17 protein-coding genes are annotated in these 16862 nt (G+C 71.0%); 10 read left to right on the top strand and 7 right to left on the bottom strand.

The genetic code is table 11. The annotated features are described in order from the left end of the window. Positions 1–14 precede the first annotated feature (14 nt). Both FV233_RS11090 and FV233_RS11085 read left to right on the top strand, forming a co-directional pair. Positions 15–818, top strand: coding sequence for a TPM domain-containing protein (locus FV233_RS11090; RefSeq protein WP_147853988.1), 804 nt, complete (start codon positions 15–17; stop codon positions 816–818). Continuing rightward, positions 808–1440 (top strand): TPM domain-containing protein, encoded by a 633-nt coding sequence (locus FV233_RS11085; protein ID WP_147853987.1) that lies wholly within the window; start codon positions 808–810, stop codon positions 1438–1440. The genes FV233_RS11090 and FV233_RS11085 overlap by 11 nt, the downstream gene beginning before the upstream one ends. A gap of 229 nt (positions 1441–1669) precedes the next feature. Here FV233_RS11085 and FV233_RS11080 read toward each other — a convergent pair whose 3' ends face one another. The 3 genes from FV233_RS11080 to FV233_RS11070 are packed head-to-tail and all read right to left on the bottom strand — an operon-like array spanning position 1670 to position 3610. After that, the gene (locus tag FV233_RS11080; protein WP_147897520.1) at positions 1670–2164 is read right to left on the bottom strand and encodes a hypothetical protein; all 495 of its coding nucleotides are present in this window, start codon (positions 2162–2164) and stop codon (positions 1670–1672) included. Beyond that, the gene (locus FV233_RS11075; RefSeq protein WP_147897519.1) at positions 2161–3051 is read right to left on the bottom strand and encodes a hypothetical protein; all 891 of its coding nucleotides are present in this window, start codon (positions 3049–3051) and stop codon (positions 2161–2163) included. The genes FV233_RS11080 and FV233_RS11075 overlap by 4 nt, the downstream gene beginning before the upstream one ends. 10 nt (positions 3052–3061) lie before the next feature. After that, a complete protein-coding gene (locus tag FV233_RS11070; protein ID WP_147897518.1) occupies positions 3062–3610 on the bottom strand; it encodes a hypothetical protein in 549 nt (182 codons plus the stop codon). Positions 3611–4126: 516 nt separating this feature from the next. Between FV233_RS11070 and FV233_RS11065 the strand changes: the two genes are divergently transcribed. The 4 genes from FV233_RS11065 to FV233_RS11050 are packed head-to-tail and all read left to right on the top strand — an operon-like array spanning position 4127 to position 8235. Beyond that, the gene (locus tag FV233_RS11065; RefSeq protein ID WP_147897517.1) at positions 4127–5449 is read left to right on the top strand and encodes a nucleotide disphospho-sugar-binding domain-containing protein; all 1323 of its coding nucleotides are present in this window, start codon (positions 4127–4129) and stop codon (positions 5447–5449) included. Between the two features lie 23 nt (positions 5450–5472). Continuing rightward, complete coding sequence (locus FV233_RS11060; RefSeq protein ID WP_147857393.1) at positions 5473–5685, top strand: ferredoxin; 213 nt, start codon at positions 5473–5475, stop codon at positions 5683–5685. Next, entirely contained in the window at positions 5682–6989 is a 1308-nt protein-coding gene (locus FV233_RS11055) for an FAD/NAD(P)-binding oxidoreductase (protein WP_147897516.1), read from the top strand. The genes FV233_RS11060 and FV233_RS11055 overlap by 4 nt, the downstream gene beginning before the upstream one ends. Positions 6990–6993: 4 nt before the next feature. After that, positions 6994–8235 carry a cytochrome P450 gene (locus FV233_RS11050; protein WP_147897536.1) on the top strand — a complete coding sequence of 414 codons (1242 nt, stop codon included), beginning with the start codon at positions 6994–6996 and terminating at the stop codon, positions 8233–8235. Positions 8236–8363: 128 nt separating this feature from the next. Here the strand turns inward: FV233_RS11050 and FV233_RS11045 are convergent, their stop codons facing one another. After that, positions 8364–9476 (bottom strand): alkene reductase, encoded by a 1113-nt coding sequence (locus FV233_RS11045; RefSeq protein ID WP_147897515.1) that lies wholly within the window; start codon positions 9474–9476, stop codon positions 8364–8366. A gap of 319 nt (positions 9477–9795) precedes the next feature. Here FV233_RS11045 and FV233_RS11040 point away from each other — a divergent pair, with 319 nt between their 5' ends. The 4 genes from FV233_RS11040 to FV233_RS11025 all read left to right on the top strand — a co-directional run bounded on the left by FV233_RS11040 (position 9796) and on the right by FV233_RS11025 (position 14875). Continuing rightward, the gene (locus FV233_RS11040; protein ID WP_147897514.1) at positions 9796–10971 is read left to right on the top strand and encodes a zinc-dependent alcohol dehydrogenase; all 1176 of its coding nucleotides are present in this window, start codon (positions 9796–9798) and stop codon (positions 10969–10971) included. 92 nt (positions 10972–11063) lie between these two features. Continuing rightward, positions 11064–12245 carry an L-dopachrome tautomerase-related protein gene (locus FV233_RS11035; protein WP_147854977.1) on the top strand — a complete coding sequence of 394 codons (1182 nt, stop codon included), beginning with the start codon at positions 11064–11066 and terminating at the stop codon, positions 12243–12245. 419 nt (positions 12246–12664) lie between these two features. Beyond that, positions 12665–14143, top strand: a complete 1479-nt coding sequence (locus tag FV233_RS11030) for a PAS domain-containing methyl-accepting chemotaxis protein (RefSeq protein ID WP_147854978.1) — start codon at positions 12665–12667, stop codon at positions 14141–14143. Positions 14144–14200: 57 nt separating this feature from the next. Then, positions 14201–14875 carry an SOS response-associated peptidase gene (locus FV233_RS11025; protein ID WP_147854979.1) on the top strand — a complete coding sequence of 225 codons (675 nt, stop codon included), beginning with the start codon at positions 14201–14203 and terminating at the stop codon, positions 14873–14875. Positions 14876–14896: 21 nt separating this feature from the next. Here the strand turns inward: FV233_RS11025 and FV233_RS11020 are convergent, their stop codons facing one another. From FV233_RS11020 to FV233_RS11010, 3 genes are all read right to left on the bottom strand, one after another. Next, positions 14897–15157, bottom strand: coding sequence for a hypothetical protein (locus tag FV233_RS11020; RefSeq protein WP_147854980.1), 261 nt, complete (start codon positions 15155–15157; stop codon positions 14897–14899). A gap of 107 nt (positions 15158–15264) precedes the next feature. Further along, a complete protein-coding gene (locus FV233_RS11015) occupies positions 15265–15621 on the bottom strand; it encodes a hypothetical protein (RefSeq protein WP_187278089.1) in 357 nt (118 codons plus the stop codon). 129 nt (positions 15622–15750) lie between these two features. Next, the coding region (locus FV233_RS11010; protein ID WP_147897513.1) for a hypothetical protein at positions 15751–16862 on the bottom strand (1112 nt) is incomplete at its 5' end.

Here is a 16862-nt window from a genome sequence, read left to right as displayed (position 1 = left end):
GCGCGGATAGATCGATGCGGCTCATGGGCTTGAGCCTCACCACGGTGGTGCGGCTCCTCCTCGCGCTGGTCGTGCTGTTCGGGTGCCTGGCCGTCTACGCGGTCGGCGCGCTGGCAGCCGACCTGACCTTCCCGCCGCTGACCGGCCGCGTGGTCGACGCGGCCGGCATCCTCACGCCGGACCAGCGCGGGACGCTCGAGGCCAAGCTGAAGGCGCACGAGGACAAGACCTCGGACCAGGTCGTGGTGGCGACCGTGCCCAACCTGCAGGGCACGACCGTCGAGGATTACGCCAACCGCCTGTTCCGGGACTGGAAGCTCGGGCAGGCCAAGACCAACAACGGCGCCCTGCTGCTGGTGGCGCCGAGCGAGCGCAAGGTTCGGATCGAGGTCGGGTACGGGCTCGAGGGCGCGCTGACGGACGCGCTGTCCCGGGTGATCATCGCCAGCGCGATCACGCCGCGCTTCAAGACCGGCGACTATTACGGCGGGATCGATGCCGGCGTCGACGGGATCCTGGGGATCCTGTCGGGGGATGCGCAGGAGTGGCAACGCAAGCCGCAGGTCCGCAGCGACGAGGTCGATCCCGGGCAGGTCGCGATCTTCATCGCCCTGTTCCTGATCGTCCTGTTCGTGGCCTGGCGCATGAACCGGGGCGGACGGGCCGGGCGGGGCGGCGGCATCGTGTTCCTGCCCGGCCCAGGCTCGGGCGGATGGAGCGGCGGCTACTCGGATGGCGGTTCGTCCGGCGGCTTCGGCGGCGGATTTTCCGGCGGGGGCGGCTCCTCCGGCGGCGGGGGAGCCTCGGGTGACTGGTAGGATCGCGGACGTTCTCCCCCCGGAGGCGCGCGAACGCCTCGCCCAGGCGGTATCCCGGGCCGAATCCGGCACGTCCGGCGAGATCGTCGTGATGGTCGGCCGCCGCGCGGGCGCCTACCGCTCCGTGGTGCTGCACGCCGCCCTGATCGCCGGGCTGATCCTGCCCTGGCCGCTGATCGCGCTGACCGGCTGGAGTGCGGTCACGATCCTGCTCGCGCAGGCGGCCCTGGTCGCCGCGATCCTGGGCCTGAGCCAGATCGAGCGGCTGAGCCTCGCCCTGGTGCCGCGCAGCCTGCGCAGCGCCCGGGCCCGGGAGGCCGGGCAGCGGGCGTTCTGGTCCAGGGGCCTGAGCCGGACCCGGTCCCGCACCGGCGTGCTGCTCTACCTGTCCCTGGCCGAGCGCCACGCCGAGATCGTCACGGATCTCGGCGTGCTCGGGCGAATCCCGGCGCAAGCCTGGGACGGCATCCTGGCCGAACTCGGCGGGGCGCTGGCGCGCGGCGAGATCGAGGGCGGCCTGACCGTGGCGGTGGAGCGCATCGGCGCCTGCCTGGCGCAGCACCTCCCGGCCGGGCCCCACGATCCGGACGAATTGCCGAACCGGGTGATCGTCGCGGATTGAAGCGTCATTCCGGAAGGCGGGCGCCGGCTTTCGGAAAGGGACGATGCGAAGCAAAGACCTGGCGCATCGTGCCTGGCGTATGAAGCGCGGCCCTTTCCCGGACATCCGGCACGTCAGGGGACGATGATCCGGGGCCCGGCGCGGACAGCGCCGCCGCTGCATGCATCCGGGAAACGGCACCGCGAGACAGGAAACGCCCGGCGACGCACGTTTCCATCGAGACCTGAGCCTAATCTCGGGTCCGCCGCAGCGCGGCCATCACGGCCTCGGGCGAGGCGTCGCATCCCGCCGGCACGACCAGCTTCACGGCCAGCTCGTGCCGCGTCGCGGCCCCGTTCGCTCCCAGAACCGCGCCGGCCCGGCGCACGACATGCAGGACGCCCAGCGCCATCGCGGCCCGGGGGCCGTCGAGGGTCCAGCCCCGGTAGACGTAGACGACGCGGTCGTTCGGGTCGCGCGGCGCCGCGAGGGACGTGTCCGTGCCGTGGGGCGAGGGCTCGACGAAGTCGGCCACCACCGGGCGCGGGCACGCGGCGGTCCAGACCACCCGGCGCACGGCCTCGGCCCGGGTCAGGACCACGCCCGCGCCGAGATCGACCGCCGCGACGGCGGCGGCCGGCTCCGGGGCGGCCGGGCCGGTCCCGTAGGCCTGGACCCGCATCGAGACCGACAGGGCGAGCAGCAGGCACAGGGCGCCCAGGCCCGCGCGGTCGGCTCTGGTCAAACGGGACGCGCGACCGGGCACGGCGACCTCTCGACATGGATGACGATGGGCAGCAGCGAGGCCGCCACCGAGACCAGCGCCACGGTCACCGAGCCGGCCCCGTCGTGCCAGTGATGATAGGCCTCTGCCGACGGCAGCATCGCCAGGATCCGGGCGATGTTGATCGCGACGACCAGGATCGCGCTCGCCGCCAGGGCTCCCAGCGCCCCGCGGCCGATCGGTCGCCCGGCGATCTTGAGCACGCACAGCCAGATCAGGGCCGCCAGCGACAGGTTGTGGAACGCCGAGCAGCCCTCCAGCATCACGATCGACCAGTCCGGGCGGGTGCTGAGATAGACGCCGGTGGCGTGCAGGCCGGGAAACGCGAGGCGCCCGACCCAGGCCATCACGGCCACCTCGAACGGCTCGATGGCGTGGTAGAACAGCTTGAAGACGAGCTTGCTCCACAGCTCGCACACCGACAGGGCCAGCCAGATCTGACCGATATCGGCGAGCAGACGGTCTTCCGAGCGCCGGACGAGGAACCACGCCGCGACGAGCGTCATGCCGGCGTAGACCGCGTGGGGCTCGGGCAGGAACCACGTGAGCGCACCGGCGACCAGGATACCGGGGTCGGACCGCGTCAGCGCCGGGCGGACCTCACGGGCGGTGAACAGGAGGACCGCCGTCGCCAGCGCGGCGAACACCTCGCCGAACTTAAGTTCGACGAGGCGCTGAAGGCCCGGATCGGGCTCGAGCAGCAGGCGCTGCAGGGCGGCCGACAGGGAGGTGCCGCAGCCGAAGACCAGCAGGCTCCAGCGCGCGGCGTGGACCGGCGGGCTCGACGGGCGCGCGTGGGCCGTGCCGCCCACGATCGCCGTCCCCCGTCCGGCCAGGATCTCGGCCACGCCGGCGCTCTCAGGCGGCAGCCGGCCCGGACTGCTCGCGGCGCCTGCGGCGCAGGAAGGTCACGGTGCCGCCGGCGAGCGCGAGACCCAGGATCGCGTTGATCTCGGGCGAGGGCGCGCCACCGGAACCGCCACCGGCACCGGCACCGGCAGCGGCGCTGGATTCGAACAGGCCGGCAAACGCCCCGCCGGTTCCGTAGGGGCTCGCTTCGGCAAACCCACCCGCCGTGTAGGTGCCGGCGCTCAGGTGGATCTGCGCCGAGCTGAAGGCGGGATTCTGCAACGCGTCTAAAGCCGAGGTCGCGTAACTCCCGAGCGCGGGCGTGGATGTGAGCCCTGAGAAGATCGTCACGCCCGTCGATGATGTCACGTTGATCCGGAACTGATCACCGCTGAGATAGGAATCCACGATCGAGAGCGTTCCCGGCCCGGCAAGGCTGAAGGAGAACGTCGGCAGCACCGAGCCCGGACCGCCGAAATCGAAAGATCGGTACCCCGCGCCGAGGGCGAGATCGATCGTTTGCGCCCGCGCCGGCAAGGCCTGCGCCACCATGGCCATGGCCATGACCGCGACGACACGCGATAGGCTCTTACTCATCTGCCGCTCCCCTTCGACCGCATCAGCCCCATCGCCCCGCCATCGAAATGAATAACGAACCTTAGGACGTTAACCAATATTCTGTTATATCAGTATTTGACGATATGACTGGCACCAACGAGCGCGGTCAAGCGTGGCTATCTACTTATTAAGCCCGCTATAGCGCCTACTACTTTCGATGGCGTGCCTGCGAACAGTGTCGGCCGGCGCGAGGCTTGAATCGAAGCAGTCGATCGCGTGAATACGGCCTTCGCAAGCCACACCCGGAGGCAGTGACAGTCTTCGTGAAAGTTCACGGTGGCAGGATTTGTGCGTTGCCGCACGAACCCGAATCTGTACCGGTAACTCCGCAAGTCCGCCGGCGATTCTCCCTCACGACAGGCGCGGGCCGAGCCGCGCCTTCGGCATCCGCACGCGGGACGCCGAGATCGAGAGGGCGCGCGGTCGGTTAGGCCGGGATCGCCCGAGGAGGCCGTGATGAAGATCCTGATTGCCGCCACGCCGCTCACCGGCCACGTGAACCCGCTGCTCGCCATCGGCCGCGCCGCCGCCGCCCGGGGCGACACCGTGCAGGTGCTGACCGACCCGGCCTTCCAGGCCAAGGTCGAGGCGGCGGGCTTGGGCTTCGCGCCCTACGCGGACAACGATTCCGCCGGCTTCCTGGAGACGGCGCTGCCCGCCGGCCCGGAGCGGTTCCGGAGCGAATTCCAGCGGCGCTTCATCGATCCCATGCCGGTCCAGGCCGCCGCCCTGCGGGCCCTGATCGCCGCGGATGCGCCGGACGTGATCGTGGCCGGCAGCATGTTCCTCGGCGTTCTGCCGCTGCTCCTCGACAGGGCGCCGCGCCCGCCGATCGTCACCGCCAACATCAGTTTCCTGTTCCTCGAACGGCCCGACCACGCTCCGATCGGCCTGGGCCTGCCGCCCGCCCGCGACCCGTCCGAACTCGCCCGCTACGCCGCCCTGAAGGCGGGCATGGATGCCGCCTTCGCCAACCCGGTCCGGGCCTACGCGGACGCGCAGCTCGCGCGGCTGGGCGCGGCCCCGCTGCCGGCGTCGCTGCCGCACGCGGTGGTGGTCCTGCCCGACCTGTTCCTCCAGCCGACCGTGCCGGGCTTCGAGTACGATTACGGCACGCTGCCGCCGGGCGTCCGCTTCATCGGCCTGCTCCAGCCCCCGGCCCCGCTGGCGCCCCTGCCGGACTGGTGGCCGGAGCTGGAACGGGCCAACGCCGACGGCAAGCCCGTGGTGCTGGTCACCCAGGGCACCCTCGCCAACGCCGATTTCGGCGCGCTGGTCGAGCCGACCCTAGCCGCCCTCGCCGACCGGGACGAGCTTCTCGTCCTCGCCACCACGGGCGGCCGCCCGGTCGAGGCGCTGCGCGGGCCGATCCCGGCCAACACGCGGGTCGCGCGGTTCCTGCCGTTCCGGGAGTTGCTGCCGCGGGTGAGCGTGCTCGTCACGAATGGCGGCTACGGCAGCGTCTCGCAGGCGCTGTCGAACGGCGTGCCGATCGTCTCGGCGGGCCTGACCGAGGACAAGGCGGAGGTGAACGCCCGGATCGGCTGGTCCGGGGTCGGCCTCAACCTCGCCACCAACGCGCCGGGGGTCGACGCCCTGCGGGAAGCGGTGGCGCGGGTGCTCGGCGAGCCGGGCTTCCGGCAGCGGGCCATGGCCCTGCAGGAGGCCTTCGCGGCGCGGGGCGCCATGGCCGGCATCCTGGGGGCGATCGACGCGCTGGTCCGCACCGGCCCGGCCCACAACAGCGGCACGGCGGTTCCGATGGCGAGGTCGGCGTGAAGCCGGCTACCGATCATCCGGCGCTGCGGGTCGTGGTCGACCTCAACCGCTGCCAGGGCTACGCCCAATGCTGCTACGCGGCCCCGGACGCCTTCGCGATCCGGGGCCACGAGATCCTGTTCTACGATCCGGCCCCGCCGGCCGAGCGGCGCGGCGCGATCGAGCGCGCCGTCCAGGCCTGCCCGGTTCGCGCCATCAGCCTGCAGGCCGGCCCGGACGACGGAGATCTGCCGTGACCGCCGAGCCCGCCGGCATCGTGGTGATCGGCGCCTCGCTGGCGGGCCTGCGCGCCGCCGAGGCCCTGCGGCACGGCTTGTATGACGGGCCGCTGACCCTGGTGGGAGCCGAGCCGTATCGCCCCTACGATCGCCCGCCCCTGTCGAAGCACGTGCTCGCCGGAGAGCTGAGGCCGGAGGCGACCCGGCTGCCGGAGCGTACGCGCCTGCGCGCCCGCTGGCGGCTGGGGAACGCGGCCGTGTCCCTCGACCGGAAAGCCCGCACGCTCCGCCTCGCGGACGGTACGGAGCTGGCTTATCAAAAACTGCTGATCGCCACCGGGGCCGATTCCCGTCCCTGGCCGGTCGAGACCGGCGGCGGGCTCGCCGGCATTCACACCCTGCGCGGCCGTGACGACGCCGCGTCCCTCCGGGCGGACCTCCTGGCCGGGCCCCGGCGGGTCCTCATCGTCGGGGGCGGGCTGATCGGCTGCGAGGCGGCGTCCTGCCTGCGCGACCTCGGCCTGCCGGTGACCCTGGTCGATCCCAACCCGACCCCGTTGGCGCGGGCTCTCGGGACCTGGGTCGGCGGCGTGAGCGCCGCGCGCCTGCGCGCGTCCGGCGCGGTGTTCCGCCCCGGCACCCAGGTGCTGCGGTTCGAGGGCGACGCGGCCGGCCGGGGCGCCCGGGCCCGCCTCGCGGACGGCGGCACCGTGGAGGCCGACCTCGTGATCGCCGCTCTGGGCGCGACCCGGGCCACCGGCTGGCTCCGGGGCGCCGGCCTGACGGCGGATCCCGGCGGCGTCACCTGCGACGCGGCCTGCCGGGTCCTGGACGCGGACGGAGCGCCCTGCCCCGACATCTACGCGGCCGGAGACGTGGCCCGCTGGCCGATCCGGCTCTACGGCGACCGGCTGGTCTCGGTGGAGCATTGGGGCAACGCCGTCGAGCAGGCGGCCCACGCCGCCCGCAACATGCTGGCGGCCCCCGAGGACCAGCGCGCCTACGTGCATCTTCCGGCCTACTGGTCCAGCCAGTTCGGGATCAACATCAAGGCCGTGGGTCTCACCGAGGGTGCCGACGCCGTCGCGGTGGTGCAGGGTACGCGCGCGTCCCGGCGCTTCCTCGCGGTCTACGGCCGGGCCGGACGCAGCATCGCGGCGGTCTCGTTCGACCAGGCCCGGTGGCTGCCCGCCTATGCCGAGGCGATCGAGGCGGGCGCGGCCTTCCCGCCGATCCTCGACGCCACGGACCAGCCCCGGATCGAGACCGCAGCGCCGGGCTTCCCGCCGGCGCGCCCTTCCGCCGAGGCCGCCCATGGCTGACCCGATGTCCGACGAGGCCCTGTTCGCCGCCGTGACGGACCCGGCCAACCGGGCCGACCCCTACCCGCTCTACGCCCGGCTGCGGCAACGCCCGGTCTGGCGCCAACCGGACGGCAGCTACGTGGTGAGCGGCCACGCGGCGATCCGCGGCCTGATCTTCGATCCGCGCCTCAGCTCGGAGGATCTGCCGCCGCCCCGCCGGCCGCGCACCGGCAACCCGCTCAAGGACCTCATCCTCAACCCGATCAAGAACCGCATCACCGCGACCCACCGGCCGCTGATCTTCCGCGACCCGCCGGACCACGACCGCCTGCGCAGCCTGGTCATGCGCGAATTCTCCATCACCCGGGTGCTCGGCCTGTGCGACCGGATCGCCCGCGAGGTCGATCAGCTCATCGACGCCTGCCGGGGGCGCTCCGAGATCTGCCTGGTGAGCGACCTGTCGTACCCGTTGCCCGTCACGGTGATCTGCGAACTGCTCGGCGTCCCCGAGGCGGACGAGCCGCGCTTCCAGGTCTGGGCGACGCAGCTCGCCACCGCGGTGGAACCGGATGCCCACCACGACGCCGAAACCCGCCGTCAGATCGTCGGGGCCTTCGACGCGATCGCCGCCTATATGCGCGACCTCATCCGCGAGAAGCGCCGGCGCCCGGCCGACGACATGCTCAGCGGGCTGGCCGCGCCCGGTCCGGATGGCCGGAAGCAGCTGAGCGACTTCGACCTGATCGCCACCGCGGTCCTGCTCCTGGTCGCGGGCCACGAGACCACCGTGAACCTCATCACCAACGCGATGCTGACCCTGCTGCGCCACCCGGGCGAACTCGAGCGCCTGCGCGCCGACCCGGAGCGGGCGCCGCAGGTGATCGAGGAGGTGCTGCGCTACGAACCGCCGGTGCATTTTCGGACCCGCAAGGCGCTGGGTTCGATCACCATGGCCGGCGAGACGATCCCGAAAGGCGCCCCGGTGATCCTGCTGTTCGCCGCGGGGAACCGCGACCCGGAACGGTTCTCCGATCCCGACCGGTTCGATCCGGACCGAGCGGACATTCAGCATTTCGGCTTCGGCGGCGGCCTGCACTACTGCATCGGCGCACCGCTCGCCCGGATCGAGGCCGAGATCGCCCTGGTGGCGTTGAGCCGCCGCCTCGTAGCGCCGCGCCTGCTGCGCGACCCGCCGCCCTACCGGCCTGGCGCGTCGCTGCGTGGGCCCGAGCAGCTCGGGATCGGGATCGACGGGATCGTCTGAGAGCCCGTCGCCCCGGCCGGATTCCGGATGGGTTACGAAACGTGAAACGCCGGAATGTTTCCCGTGAAACATTCACAGGTTCCGGCCCCCGTCCCTGCTGGGACGCAGGAGCCGTCGATCCCGTGCGATCAGCGCCGCACCGGGACCGGACCGTTCATGCCGGGCCAGTCGGAGTAGCCGTTGGCGCCACCGCCGTACCAGTAGGCCTTGGGCGCCTCGGCCAGGGGTGCGCCGCTGGCGAGGCGATCGACGAGGTCGGGGTTCGCGATGTAGGGGCGGCCGAAGCTGAACAGGTCGGCCCGGCCTTCGGCCAGCTCGGTCTCCGCGAGGTCGAGGGTCAGCTGGTTGTTGCCGATATACGCGCCCTTGAATCGGCGGCGCAGGTCGAGGAAGTCGATCCCGTCCGGAACGTCGCGGGTCTGCTGGGTCACGCCTTCGATCGTGTGGACGTAGAGCAGGCCGTAGCCGTTCAGCGCATCGACATAGGCGCCGTAGGTGGCGTGCGGATCGGAATCGAGCGGCGTCTCGCCGGGCTGCGTGGTGGCGGGCGAGAGCCGGATGCCGACGCGGGCGCCGCCGCCCCAGACCTCGGTGACCGCCCGGACCACCTCCAGGGGAAAGCGCAGGCGGTTCTCGATCGACCCGCCGTACCGGTCGGTTCGCTTGTTGGTGGAATCGCGGACGAACTGCTCCAGCAGGTAGTTGTTGGCCGAGTGGATCTCGACGCCGTCGAAGCCGGCCCGCTTGGCGTTCTCCGCGGCCCGCCGGTAGTCGGCGACGATCCCGGGGATCTCGTCGGTCTCCAGCGCCCGCGGCGTCTCGTGGGGCTTCATGCCGTCCTGGGTGAACGCGGTCCCCTCGGGCTTGATCGCGGAGGCCGAGACCGGCAATGCGCCGCCCGGCTGAAGATCGGGATGGGAGATCCGGCCGGTGTGCCAGAGCTGCAGGAAGATCCGCCCGTCATTGGCGTGGATCGTCCTCACGATCCGCGACCAGCTCTCCACCTGCGCGTCGGACCAGATCCCCGGGGTGTAGGCGTAGCCGACGCCCTGCGGTGAGATGTTGGTCGCCTCGGAGATGATCAGCCCGGCATTCGCGCGCTGCCCATAATAGTCGGCGGCGAAGTCCGGCGGCACGCCTTCGTCGTTCGAGCGGCTGCGGGTCAGGGGTGCCATCACCACCCGGTTCTTGAGCGTCAGGTCGCCGATGGTGACGGGTTGAAGGATCGGGCTGTTCGGCATGGGGCCTCGCACACGGCATCGCGGAAGGACGATGGCCGAAAACGCCTCGCCCAAGCTCGGAAGGGATGGCCGATAACCCGTCGAGGCCCATCCGGGGTTCCACGGTCGCGCCTGGATCGGCCGAATCGTCTGCCATCGCAGGCCGGCGGCGCGGAATGCCGCGGGAACCGGCCTCCAGGGCCCGCCTTGCCCTGTCGGTCGCTTGCGAGCGGCGCGGCCTTGGGCGTCGCCGCAGCGGAACTTGACCGTAGGGCCGGGCGCTTGCCCTGGCGAGGCCGCACCGCGCGGCTGTGCTTCCCCGATCTGGAGAACCGACCCGATGAAGGCACTCTGCTGGCACGGCAAGAACGATATCCGCTGCGACACGGTGCCGGACCCGGTGATCGAGGATGCCCGCGACGTCATCATCAAGGTGACGAGCTGCGCGATCTGCGGCTCCGATCTCCACCTGATGGACGGCCAGATGCCGACCATGAAATCCGGCGACGTGCTCGGCCACGAGTTCATGGGCGAGGTCGTCGAGGTCGGCCAGGGCTTCACCAAGTTCAGGAAGGGCGACCGCATCGTCGTGCCGTTCAACATCAATTGCGGCGCCTGTCGGCAGTGCAAGCTCGGCAACTGGTCGGTCTGCGAGCGCTCGAACCGCAACGGCGAGATGGCGGCCGCGCAGTTCGGTTACCCGACCGCGGGCCTGTTCGGATACTCGCACCTCACCGGCGGTTATGCCGGCGGGCAGGCCGAGTACGTGCGCGTGCCCATGGCGGACGTGGCGCCCATGAAGGTGCCGGACGGCATGGACGACGAGTCGGTCCTGTTCCTCACCGACATCCTGCCCACCGGCTGGCAGGGCGCCGAGCATTGCGAGATCCAGGGCGGCGAGATCATCGCGATCTGGGGTGCGGGCCCGGTCGGCCTGTTCGCGATCCAGTCGGCCAAGATCATGGGGGCCGGGCGAATCATCGCCATCGACACCGTGCCCGAGCGCCTCGCCCTCGCGAAGAAATCCGGCGCCACCGACGTCATCGACTTCATGAACGAGGACGTGTTCGAGCGGATCCGTGAGATCAGCAAGGGCCAGGGCGCCGACGGCGTCATCGACTGCGTCGGCATGGAGGCGAGCGCGGGCCATGGCGGCCTCACCGGCGTGCTCTCGACCCTCCAGGAGAAGCTGACCTCCACCGAGCGGCCCTACGCGCTGGCCGAGGCGATCAAGGCGGTGCGCCCCTGCGGCATCGTCTCGGTGCCGGGCGTCTATGGCGGCCCGGTACCGGTCAACATGGGCTCGATCGTGCAGAAGGGCCTGACCCTCAAGAGCGGCCAGACCCACGTGAAGCGCTACCTGGAGACGCTGACCAAGCTGATCCAGGAGGGCAAGTTCGACATGACGTCGATGATCACCCACCGGTCCACGAACCTCGCCGACGGCCCGGACCTGTACAAGACCTTCCGCGACAAAAAGGACGGCTGCGTGAAGGTGGTGTTCCACCCGAACTGAGCCCGATTGCGGCGCGCCCGCCGCCGCCGAGACGGCCCCGGTCGCCAGAGACCGGGGCTTCGACCGTCGCTTTATCCCAGGACCAATCCCGTATGACGATGCCGGCCGCCCGCACCCTGCTGCCCCTCCTCCTCTGCACCCTCGCCGGATCGGCCCTGGCGCAGGAGCCCGTGGCCGCCACCTCGCCGCCGCCGGCCGGCTCGACCGCGCTGACGCAGGTTGCGCACTTCCAACATCAGGTCACCGGCGTGACAGTGGCGCAGGACGGCCGGATCTTCGTGAACTTCCCGCGCTGGACCGAGGATTCGCCGGTGTCGGTGGCGGAGCTGAAGGACGGCAAGCCGGTCCCCTACCCCGATGCCGAGTGGAATGCCTGGCGCAACGCCCGCAAGGACGAGGTCGACCCAAAAACCCACTTCGTCTGTGTACAGAGCGTGGTCGCCGACCGGCAGGGCCGGCTCTGGGTCGTCGATGCCGCCGCCCCCGCGATGGCGGCCGTGGTCAAGGATGGCCCGAAGCTCGTGGCGATCGACCTGAAGACCAACACGGTCGCCAAGACGATCGCGTTCGACCCGACGGTGGCCCCGCAGGGCTCCTACCTGAACGACGTGCGGATCTCGCCCGACGGCAAGACCGCCTACCTCACGGATTCCGGCGCGGAGGGCGCCCTGGTGGTGGTCGACATCGAGTCCGGGACGGCCAAGCGGCTGCTCGCGGGCGTGCCTGCGACCATGCCCGATCCGGCCGTGACGGTGACGTATGACGGCAAGCCCCTGCGGCGGCCGGACGGGCGCGGCGTCGCGTTCTCGGCCGACGGCATCGCCCTCTCACCGGACGGCAAGACGCTGTACTGGCAGGCGATCAAGGGTAAGGTTCTGTACAGCCTGCCGACCGACGCGCTGACCGGCTGGGTCACGGCATCGCTGGTGCCGGAGATGCTGGCCGACAAGACCCTCACCGGCAAGGTCGTCACCGTGGGCGAGAATGGGCCAGCCGACGGTCTGCTCATCGATCGCGACGGCAGCCGCCTATACGTGACGTCGCCGCAGGACGATTCGATCAAGGTCCGCGATCTCGCGTCCAAGGATTCTGGGGTGACCACGCTGATTCAGGATCCGCGCCTGCGCTGGCCGGACACGTTCAGCCAGGGGCCGGACGGGACCGTCTACGTCACGACCTCGCACATCCAGGATTCCGCCTTCTACAAGGAGGGCGCCCCGGTCGCGCTCCCGACCGAGCTGTGGAGCTTCAAGCCGGTTGCGGCTCCGCGCTGAGCCCGTCACACGCCCGACGTCTGTCGGCGCCGGGCCGGAAGCTCATCACCCAATATGGGGCAGGACCACGCAACGAGATTGCTTGTACATCGCGAATGGCGTCGCAACAGATAAATTCACTTTACGTCACCATAAATACAAATCCCCCTGTTTATCATTCATAATCTTGGGTCATAGAACGTCCGATATTTTAAAGACCGCTCTTCGACCATTTAAAATTGAATACCGGTCCGGTCGTGACATGAAGTCAGATCTGTCAGTCGAAAAATACAAACAGAAACAATTCCATCTCCAACACAAATTACGATATCGGCCACCTATTCATGATGGGGAGGCACATGGTCCGGCAGCTTCCCGATCGACACCATCAAAATCAATTTTATAAGATTCGAGATTTCGTAACAGGGATTATATGAGCGATGAACTTGCTGTTCGATAAGGATCTCCGCTCGAAAGTGGAGGCCCTGGACCGGTCTCAGGCCGTCATCGAATTCGCCCTCGACGGCACGATCCTGACGGCCAACAAGAACTTCCTCGACGCGGTCGGCTACAGCCTCGACGAGATCCGCGGCCAGTCCCACCCGATGCTGGTCGCCCCGGCCATCCGGGAGACGGACGCCTACCGCGCGTTCTGGGCGGCGCTCCGGCGCGGCGAGTTCCAGGCGGGCGAGTTCAAGCGCATCGGCAAGGACGGCCGCGAGATCTGGCTGCAGGCGACCTACAATCCGATCCTCGACCGCCGCGGCAAGCCGATCAAAGTCGTCAAGTTCGCCGCCGACGTCACCGCGCAGGTGATGCGCACCATCGCGTACGAGGGGCAGATCGCGGCGATCAACCGGTCGCAGGCGGTGATCGCGTTCGCCCTGGACGGCACGATCCTGACCGCGAACGAGAACTTCCTCACCACCCTGGGATATCGGCTGGACGAGATCCAAGGCCGCCACCACGGCCTGTTCATCGACCAGACCGAGCGCGACAGCGCCGCATACCGGCGCTTCTGGGAGGATCTGGGCCGCGGCGAGAGCCGGATGGCCGAGTACAAGCGCCTCGCGAAGGGTGGGCGCGAGGTCTTCATCCTGGGCAGCTACAACCCGATCTTCGACCGTGACGGGCGCGTCATCACGATCGTCAAGTTCGCCACCGACGTCACCGCCGCGGTGCTGGAGCGCCGGCGCCGGGCCGACCTTCAGAGCGCCCTCGCGCGCGACCTCACCGCGATCGCGGAGGCCGCCTCCGGCGTCTCGCAGCAGGCCGGACAGGCCGCCCAATCATCGACGCACGTCTCCGGCGACATCCAGATGGTGGCCTCGGGCGCCGAGGAACTGGCCGCCTCGGTCTCCGAGATCAGCGCGCAGGTCGTGCAAGCATCCGAGATCTCCGGGCAGGCCGTGAGCCAGGCCCGGGAGACGCAGCGGATCATCGCCGGCCTCAGCGCGTCGGCCGCCCAGATCGGCGAGGTCGTCGCGCTGATCCAGAGCATCGCGGCGCAGACCAACCTGCTGGCGCTCAACGCCACCATCGAGGCGGCCCGGGCCGGCGAGGCGGGCCGGGGCTTCGTGGTGGTCGCCGCCGAAGTCAAGGAGCTGGCCAACCAGACCGCCCGGGCCACCGAGCAGATCGGCGCGCACATCTCCGGGAGCCAGGAGGCCACCCGGGGCGCCGTGGCGGCGATCGACGCGATCCAGGGCACGATCGTGCGGCTCAACGAGGTCGCCACCGCGATCTCGACCGCGGTCGAGGAGCAATCCGCCGTCACCCGCGAGATGTCGGCGAGCATGCAGGCGGCCGCGCAGGGCGTCGGCTCGATCACCGGCAGCCTCGATCTGATCGCCCGATCCGCCCGGCAGGCGGACGGCGCCACGCAGCAATTGCGCGCCGCCGCACAGGACGCCACTTGACCGCCTGCGGGACCGCGACCCGGTTCCCGACGACCCGGAGGACGATCCGAGACCCCCATGTGCAACCTCTACAGCCTGCGCACCGGCCCCGCCGGGCTGCGCCGCGCCTTCGGAACCGTCGGCGACCGCACCGGCAACCTGCCGCCGCTGCCCGCGATCTTCCCCGACCAGATGGCCCCGGTGGTCTGGAACGGGCCGGAGGGCCGGGAACTCGCCCTGATGCGCTGGGGCATTCCCGGCCCGAAGGCCTTCGGCGAGCACCCCGTCACCAACGTCCGCAACGCCGCGAGCCCGCACTGGCGCCCCTGGCTGGGCCCGGCCCACCGCTGCCTGGTGCCGGCCAACGCGTTCAGCGAGTACGCCGACGCGAAGCCGCGCAAGATCCCGGTCTGGTTCGCCTGCGACGAGGACCGTCCGCTCTTCGCCTTCGCGGGGATCTGGCGGCCCTGGACCGGCGTGCGCGGGACCAAGCGGGAGAACCCGGACCGCGTCCCCGAGGAGCACCGGCTGTTCTCGTTCCTGACCACGGAGGCGAACGGGGTCGTCGGCCCGGTCCACCCCAAGGCGATGCCGGTCGTCCTCACCGAGCCGGAGGAATGGGCGGCCTGGCTGGAGGCTCCGACCGCCGAGGCGCTCAAGCTGCAGCGCCCGTTGCCGGATTCGGCCCTGCGCGAGGTGGCCCGGGGCGAGCGCTCGGACGGCGCCGCGCCGGATGCCGAGCCCGAGGCGTGACCGCGGGCTGCGGCGTTCCGGTCACTGGATCGAGCCGCCGTCGGGCGTCTGAAGAAGCCGCAGGGCCTCGCCCAGCACCGCGTGCAGGTCGGCCGCGCCCTGCAGGCTGAGGGGAAGCCCGACCCGCTGACCGAGGATCGTATCGAGGACGACCATGGCGAGGTCCTCGCCGACGAGCAGGCTTGGCTTCGGCAGGCAGAGCGGCAGGACGAAGTCGCCCTCCGTCTCGCCGAGGACGTCGATGGCGTCGCCAGGTCGAAAGGGCTTGGTCTTGTCGTTCATCGCGGCCTGACCTCGCGGGCATGTCCGGTATGACGGATGAAACGCTACGCGATCGGGAGCCCGCGGGCCAGCCTCGGGCGCGGGCGATTACCTCGGAGGATGATGCGTCAGCGCTCCCCGTCCGGGAGGCGCCGCGTCCGGACCGTCAGCGTGTCGATCTCCAGGGATCGGACCTTCAGGGATCCCACCTCCAGAGAGTCCACCTGCAGGGAGTCCACCTGCAAGGCCCCGACCCGGGCGCGGCCGACCGACAACCGGCCGATCGCGAAGGCGCCCAGCGCCACCGCGCCGAAGGCCAAGGCCCCGATCGCCAACGCCCCCACCGCGGAGGCGCCGACCGCCCCGGCTCCAACGGCTCCGGCTCCGATGGCCCCTGCCCCGATGGCCCTTGCCCCGAGCGCGGCCGGGTCGCGGGACCGGGCGGCTCCGGCCCCGACCGGGCGGCGCGTCATCTCCTCGGGCATCCGGGATCCTCTGGCGGCGGATCCTCGGGTATCGCCCTCCCTCCGGAGCACGGCAAGGCCGGAGCGCGCGCGGCGGCCCCCAGGTGGGGCGGACCGGTCAGTAGAGCCGCGTATTTCGGGACGCGCCCCTCAAGGCCAGACCCGGATCGCCACCGGGCGGCGCACCAGGTCCCGGTCGGAGGTGATCGTGCAGCCCTCGACGCGCAGGGTCGCGTAGGTCAGCAGCGCTCCGTCGCCGACATCGTCGAAGTTGCGGCCCCGCGCGCCCGGATCGAGGAGCGACGGGTAGGCGATCAGCGGCGCGGTCGCCATGCAGGGATCGTCGTACAGGGTCGCGCCTTCGAGGAGCAGGCGCGGCGTGTCCCAGGCGAGCAGGTCGCGCGAGGTGGTCCAGTAGAAGCCGGAGCGTGCGAAGGTGCCGCCGACCTTGGCCATGAACACAGCGATCCAGGCGCCCGTGGCCCGGTGGCGGACGACCGCGCCGACCGGCCCCGGGAACGGCCCCACGGGCCGGCAGGTGGCCGGCAGCGCGACGGCGGCGCGGTACGGATCCGGGAAGGCGGCGGTGAAGCCGGCGCCGGTCCAGGCGCGCCAGCGGGTCGGATCCGCCGGATCGTCGCTGCGGAACAGGCAGACGCCGGCCGCCTGGTCGCTGCCGGGGCGATCCCAGCCCGTGGTCGAGGCCAGAAAGTAGCGCCAGCGCCCGTCCGCCACGATGTTCGACGGGTTGAAGAAGCCCCGGTGCCGGCCCTGGTCGACCTCCTGCCGGAACGGCGCGCTGGCCACCACGACGGGCGGGCTCCGCCGCAGGACGCTGCGCCCGCCATCCGTCGAGGCGGCCGCCGTGATCGTGTTGTACCAGCACGCCATGTAGGACCCCGCCGGGCAGCGGCCGGGATGCTCGTTGGCCTGGTACTCGTGGTGCAGCAGTGCGGCGACGCGGCTGCCGTCCTCGGTCCAGGTGGCGGTGATCCAGGACCGGTCGTCATAGGCCGCCGGGTCGGCCTTCTCGCCCGAATCGAGCACGACGGCGCAGTCGAGCTTGAGGTGGTCGAGGTCCGGCCCGCGCAGGGCGCGGTTGCGGTAATGCATCCCGAACACCGCCACAGCCCCGGCGGCGTCGCGGAACGCCCGGGCCGGCGCGTCCGGGACGTCGGCGCCGTCGCAGGCATCGCGGCCGGCCTTGAACACCACGGCGGGCGGCCCGACCAGGGTCAGGGCCGAGAGGGGCGGCTCGGCGG

This window comes from Methylobacterium sp. WL7 (assembly GCF_008040085.1).
In the GTDB taxonomy this organism is placed as follows: Bacteria; Pseudomonadota; Alphaproteobacteria; order Rhizobiales; family Beijerinckiaceae; genus Methylobacterium; species Methylobacterium mesophilicum.
The sequence above is the reverse complement of the archived record's forward strand: the minus strand, read 5'-3'. Positions and strand labels throughout refer to the sequence as shown.

What these genes read in the sequence shown, in the direction of transcription:
- FV233_RS11090 (WP_147853988.1), top strand. Translation starts at nt 15, where the DNA reads ATGCGGCTCATGGGCTTGAGCCTCACCACGGTGGTGCGGCTCCTCCTC.
- FV233_RS11070 (WP_147897518.1), bottom strand. Translation starts at nt 3,610, where the DNA reads ATGGCCATGGTGGCGCAGGCCTTGCCGGCGCGGGCGCAAACGATCGAT.
- FV233_RS11065 (WP_147897517.1), top strand. Translation starts at nt 4,127, where the DNA reads ATGAAGATCCTGATTGCCGCCACGCCGCTCACCGGCCACGTGAACCCG.
- FV233_RS11050 (WP_147897536.1), top strand. Translation starts at nt 6,994, where the DNA reads ATGTCCGACGAGGCCCTGTTCGCCGCCGTGACGGACCCGGCCAACCGG.
- FV233_RS11045 (WP_147897515.1), bottom strand. Translation starts at nt 9,476, where the DNA reads ATGCCGAACAGCCCGATCCTTCAACCCGTCACCATCGGCGACCTGACG.
- FV233_RS11040 (WP_147897514.1), top strand. Translation starts at nt 9,796, where the DNA reads ATGAAGGCACTCTGCTGGCACGGCAAGAACGATATCCGCTGCGACACG.
- FV233_RS11035 (WP_147854977.1), top strand. Translation starts at nt 11,064, where the DNA reads ATGACGATGCCGGCCGCCCGCACCCTGCTGCCCCTCCTCCTCTGCACC.
- FV233_RS11030 (WP_147854978.1), top strand. Translation starts at nt 12,665, where the DNA reads ATGAACTTGCTGTTCGATAAGGATCTCCGCTCGAAAGTGGAGGCCCTG.
- FV233_RS11025 (WP_147854979.1), top strand. Translation starts at nt 14,201, where the DNA reads ATGTGCAACCTCTACAGCCTGCGCACCGGCCCCGCCGGGCTGCGCCGC.
- FV233_RS11020 (WP_147854980.1), bottom strand. Translation starts at nt 15,157, where the DNA reads ATGAACGACAAGACCAAGCCCTTTCGACCTGGCGACGCCATCGACGTC.
- FV233_RS11015 (WP_187278089.1), bottom strand. Translation starts at nt 15,621, where the DNA reads ATGCCCGAGGAGATGACGCGCCGCCCGGTCGGGGCCGGAGCCGCCCGG.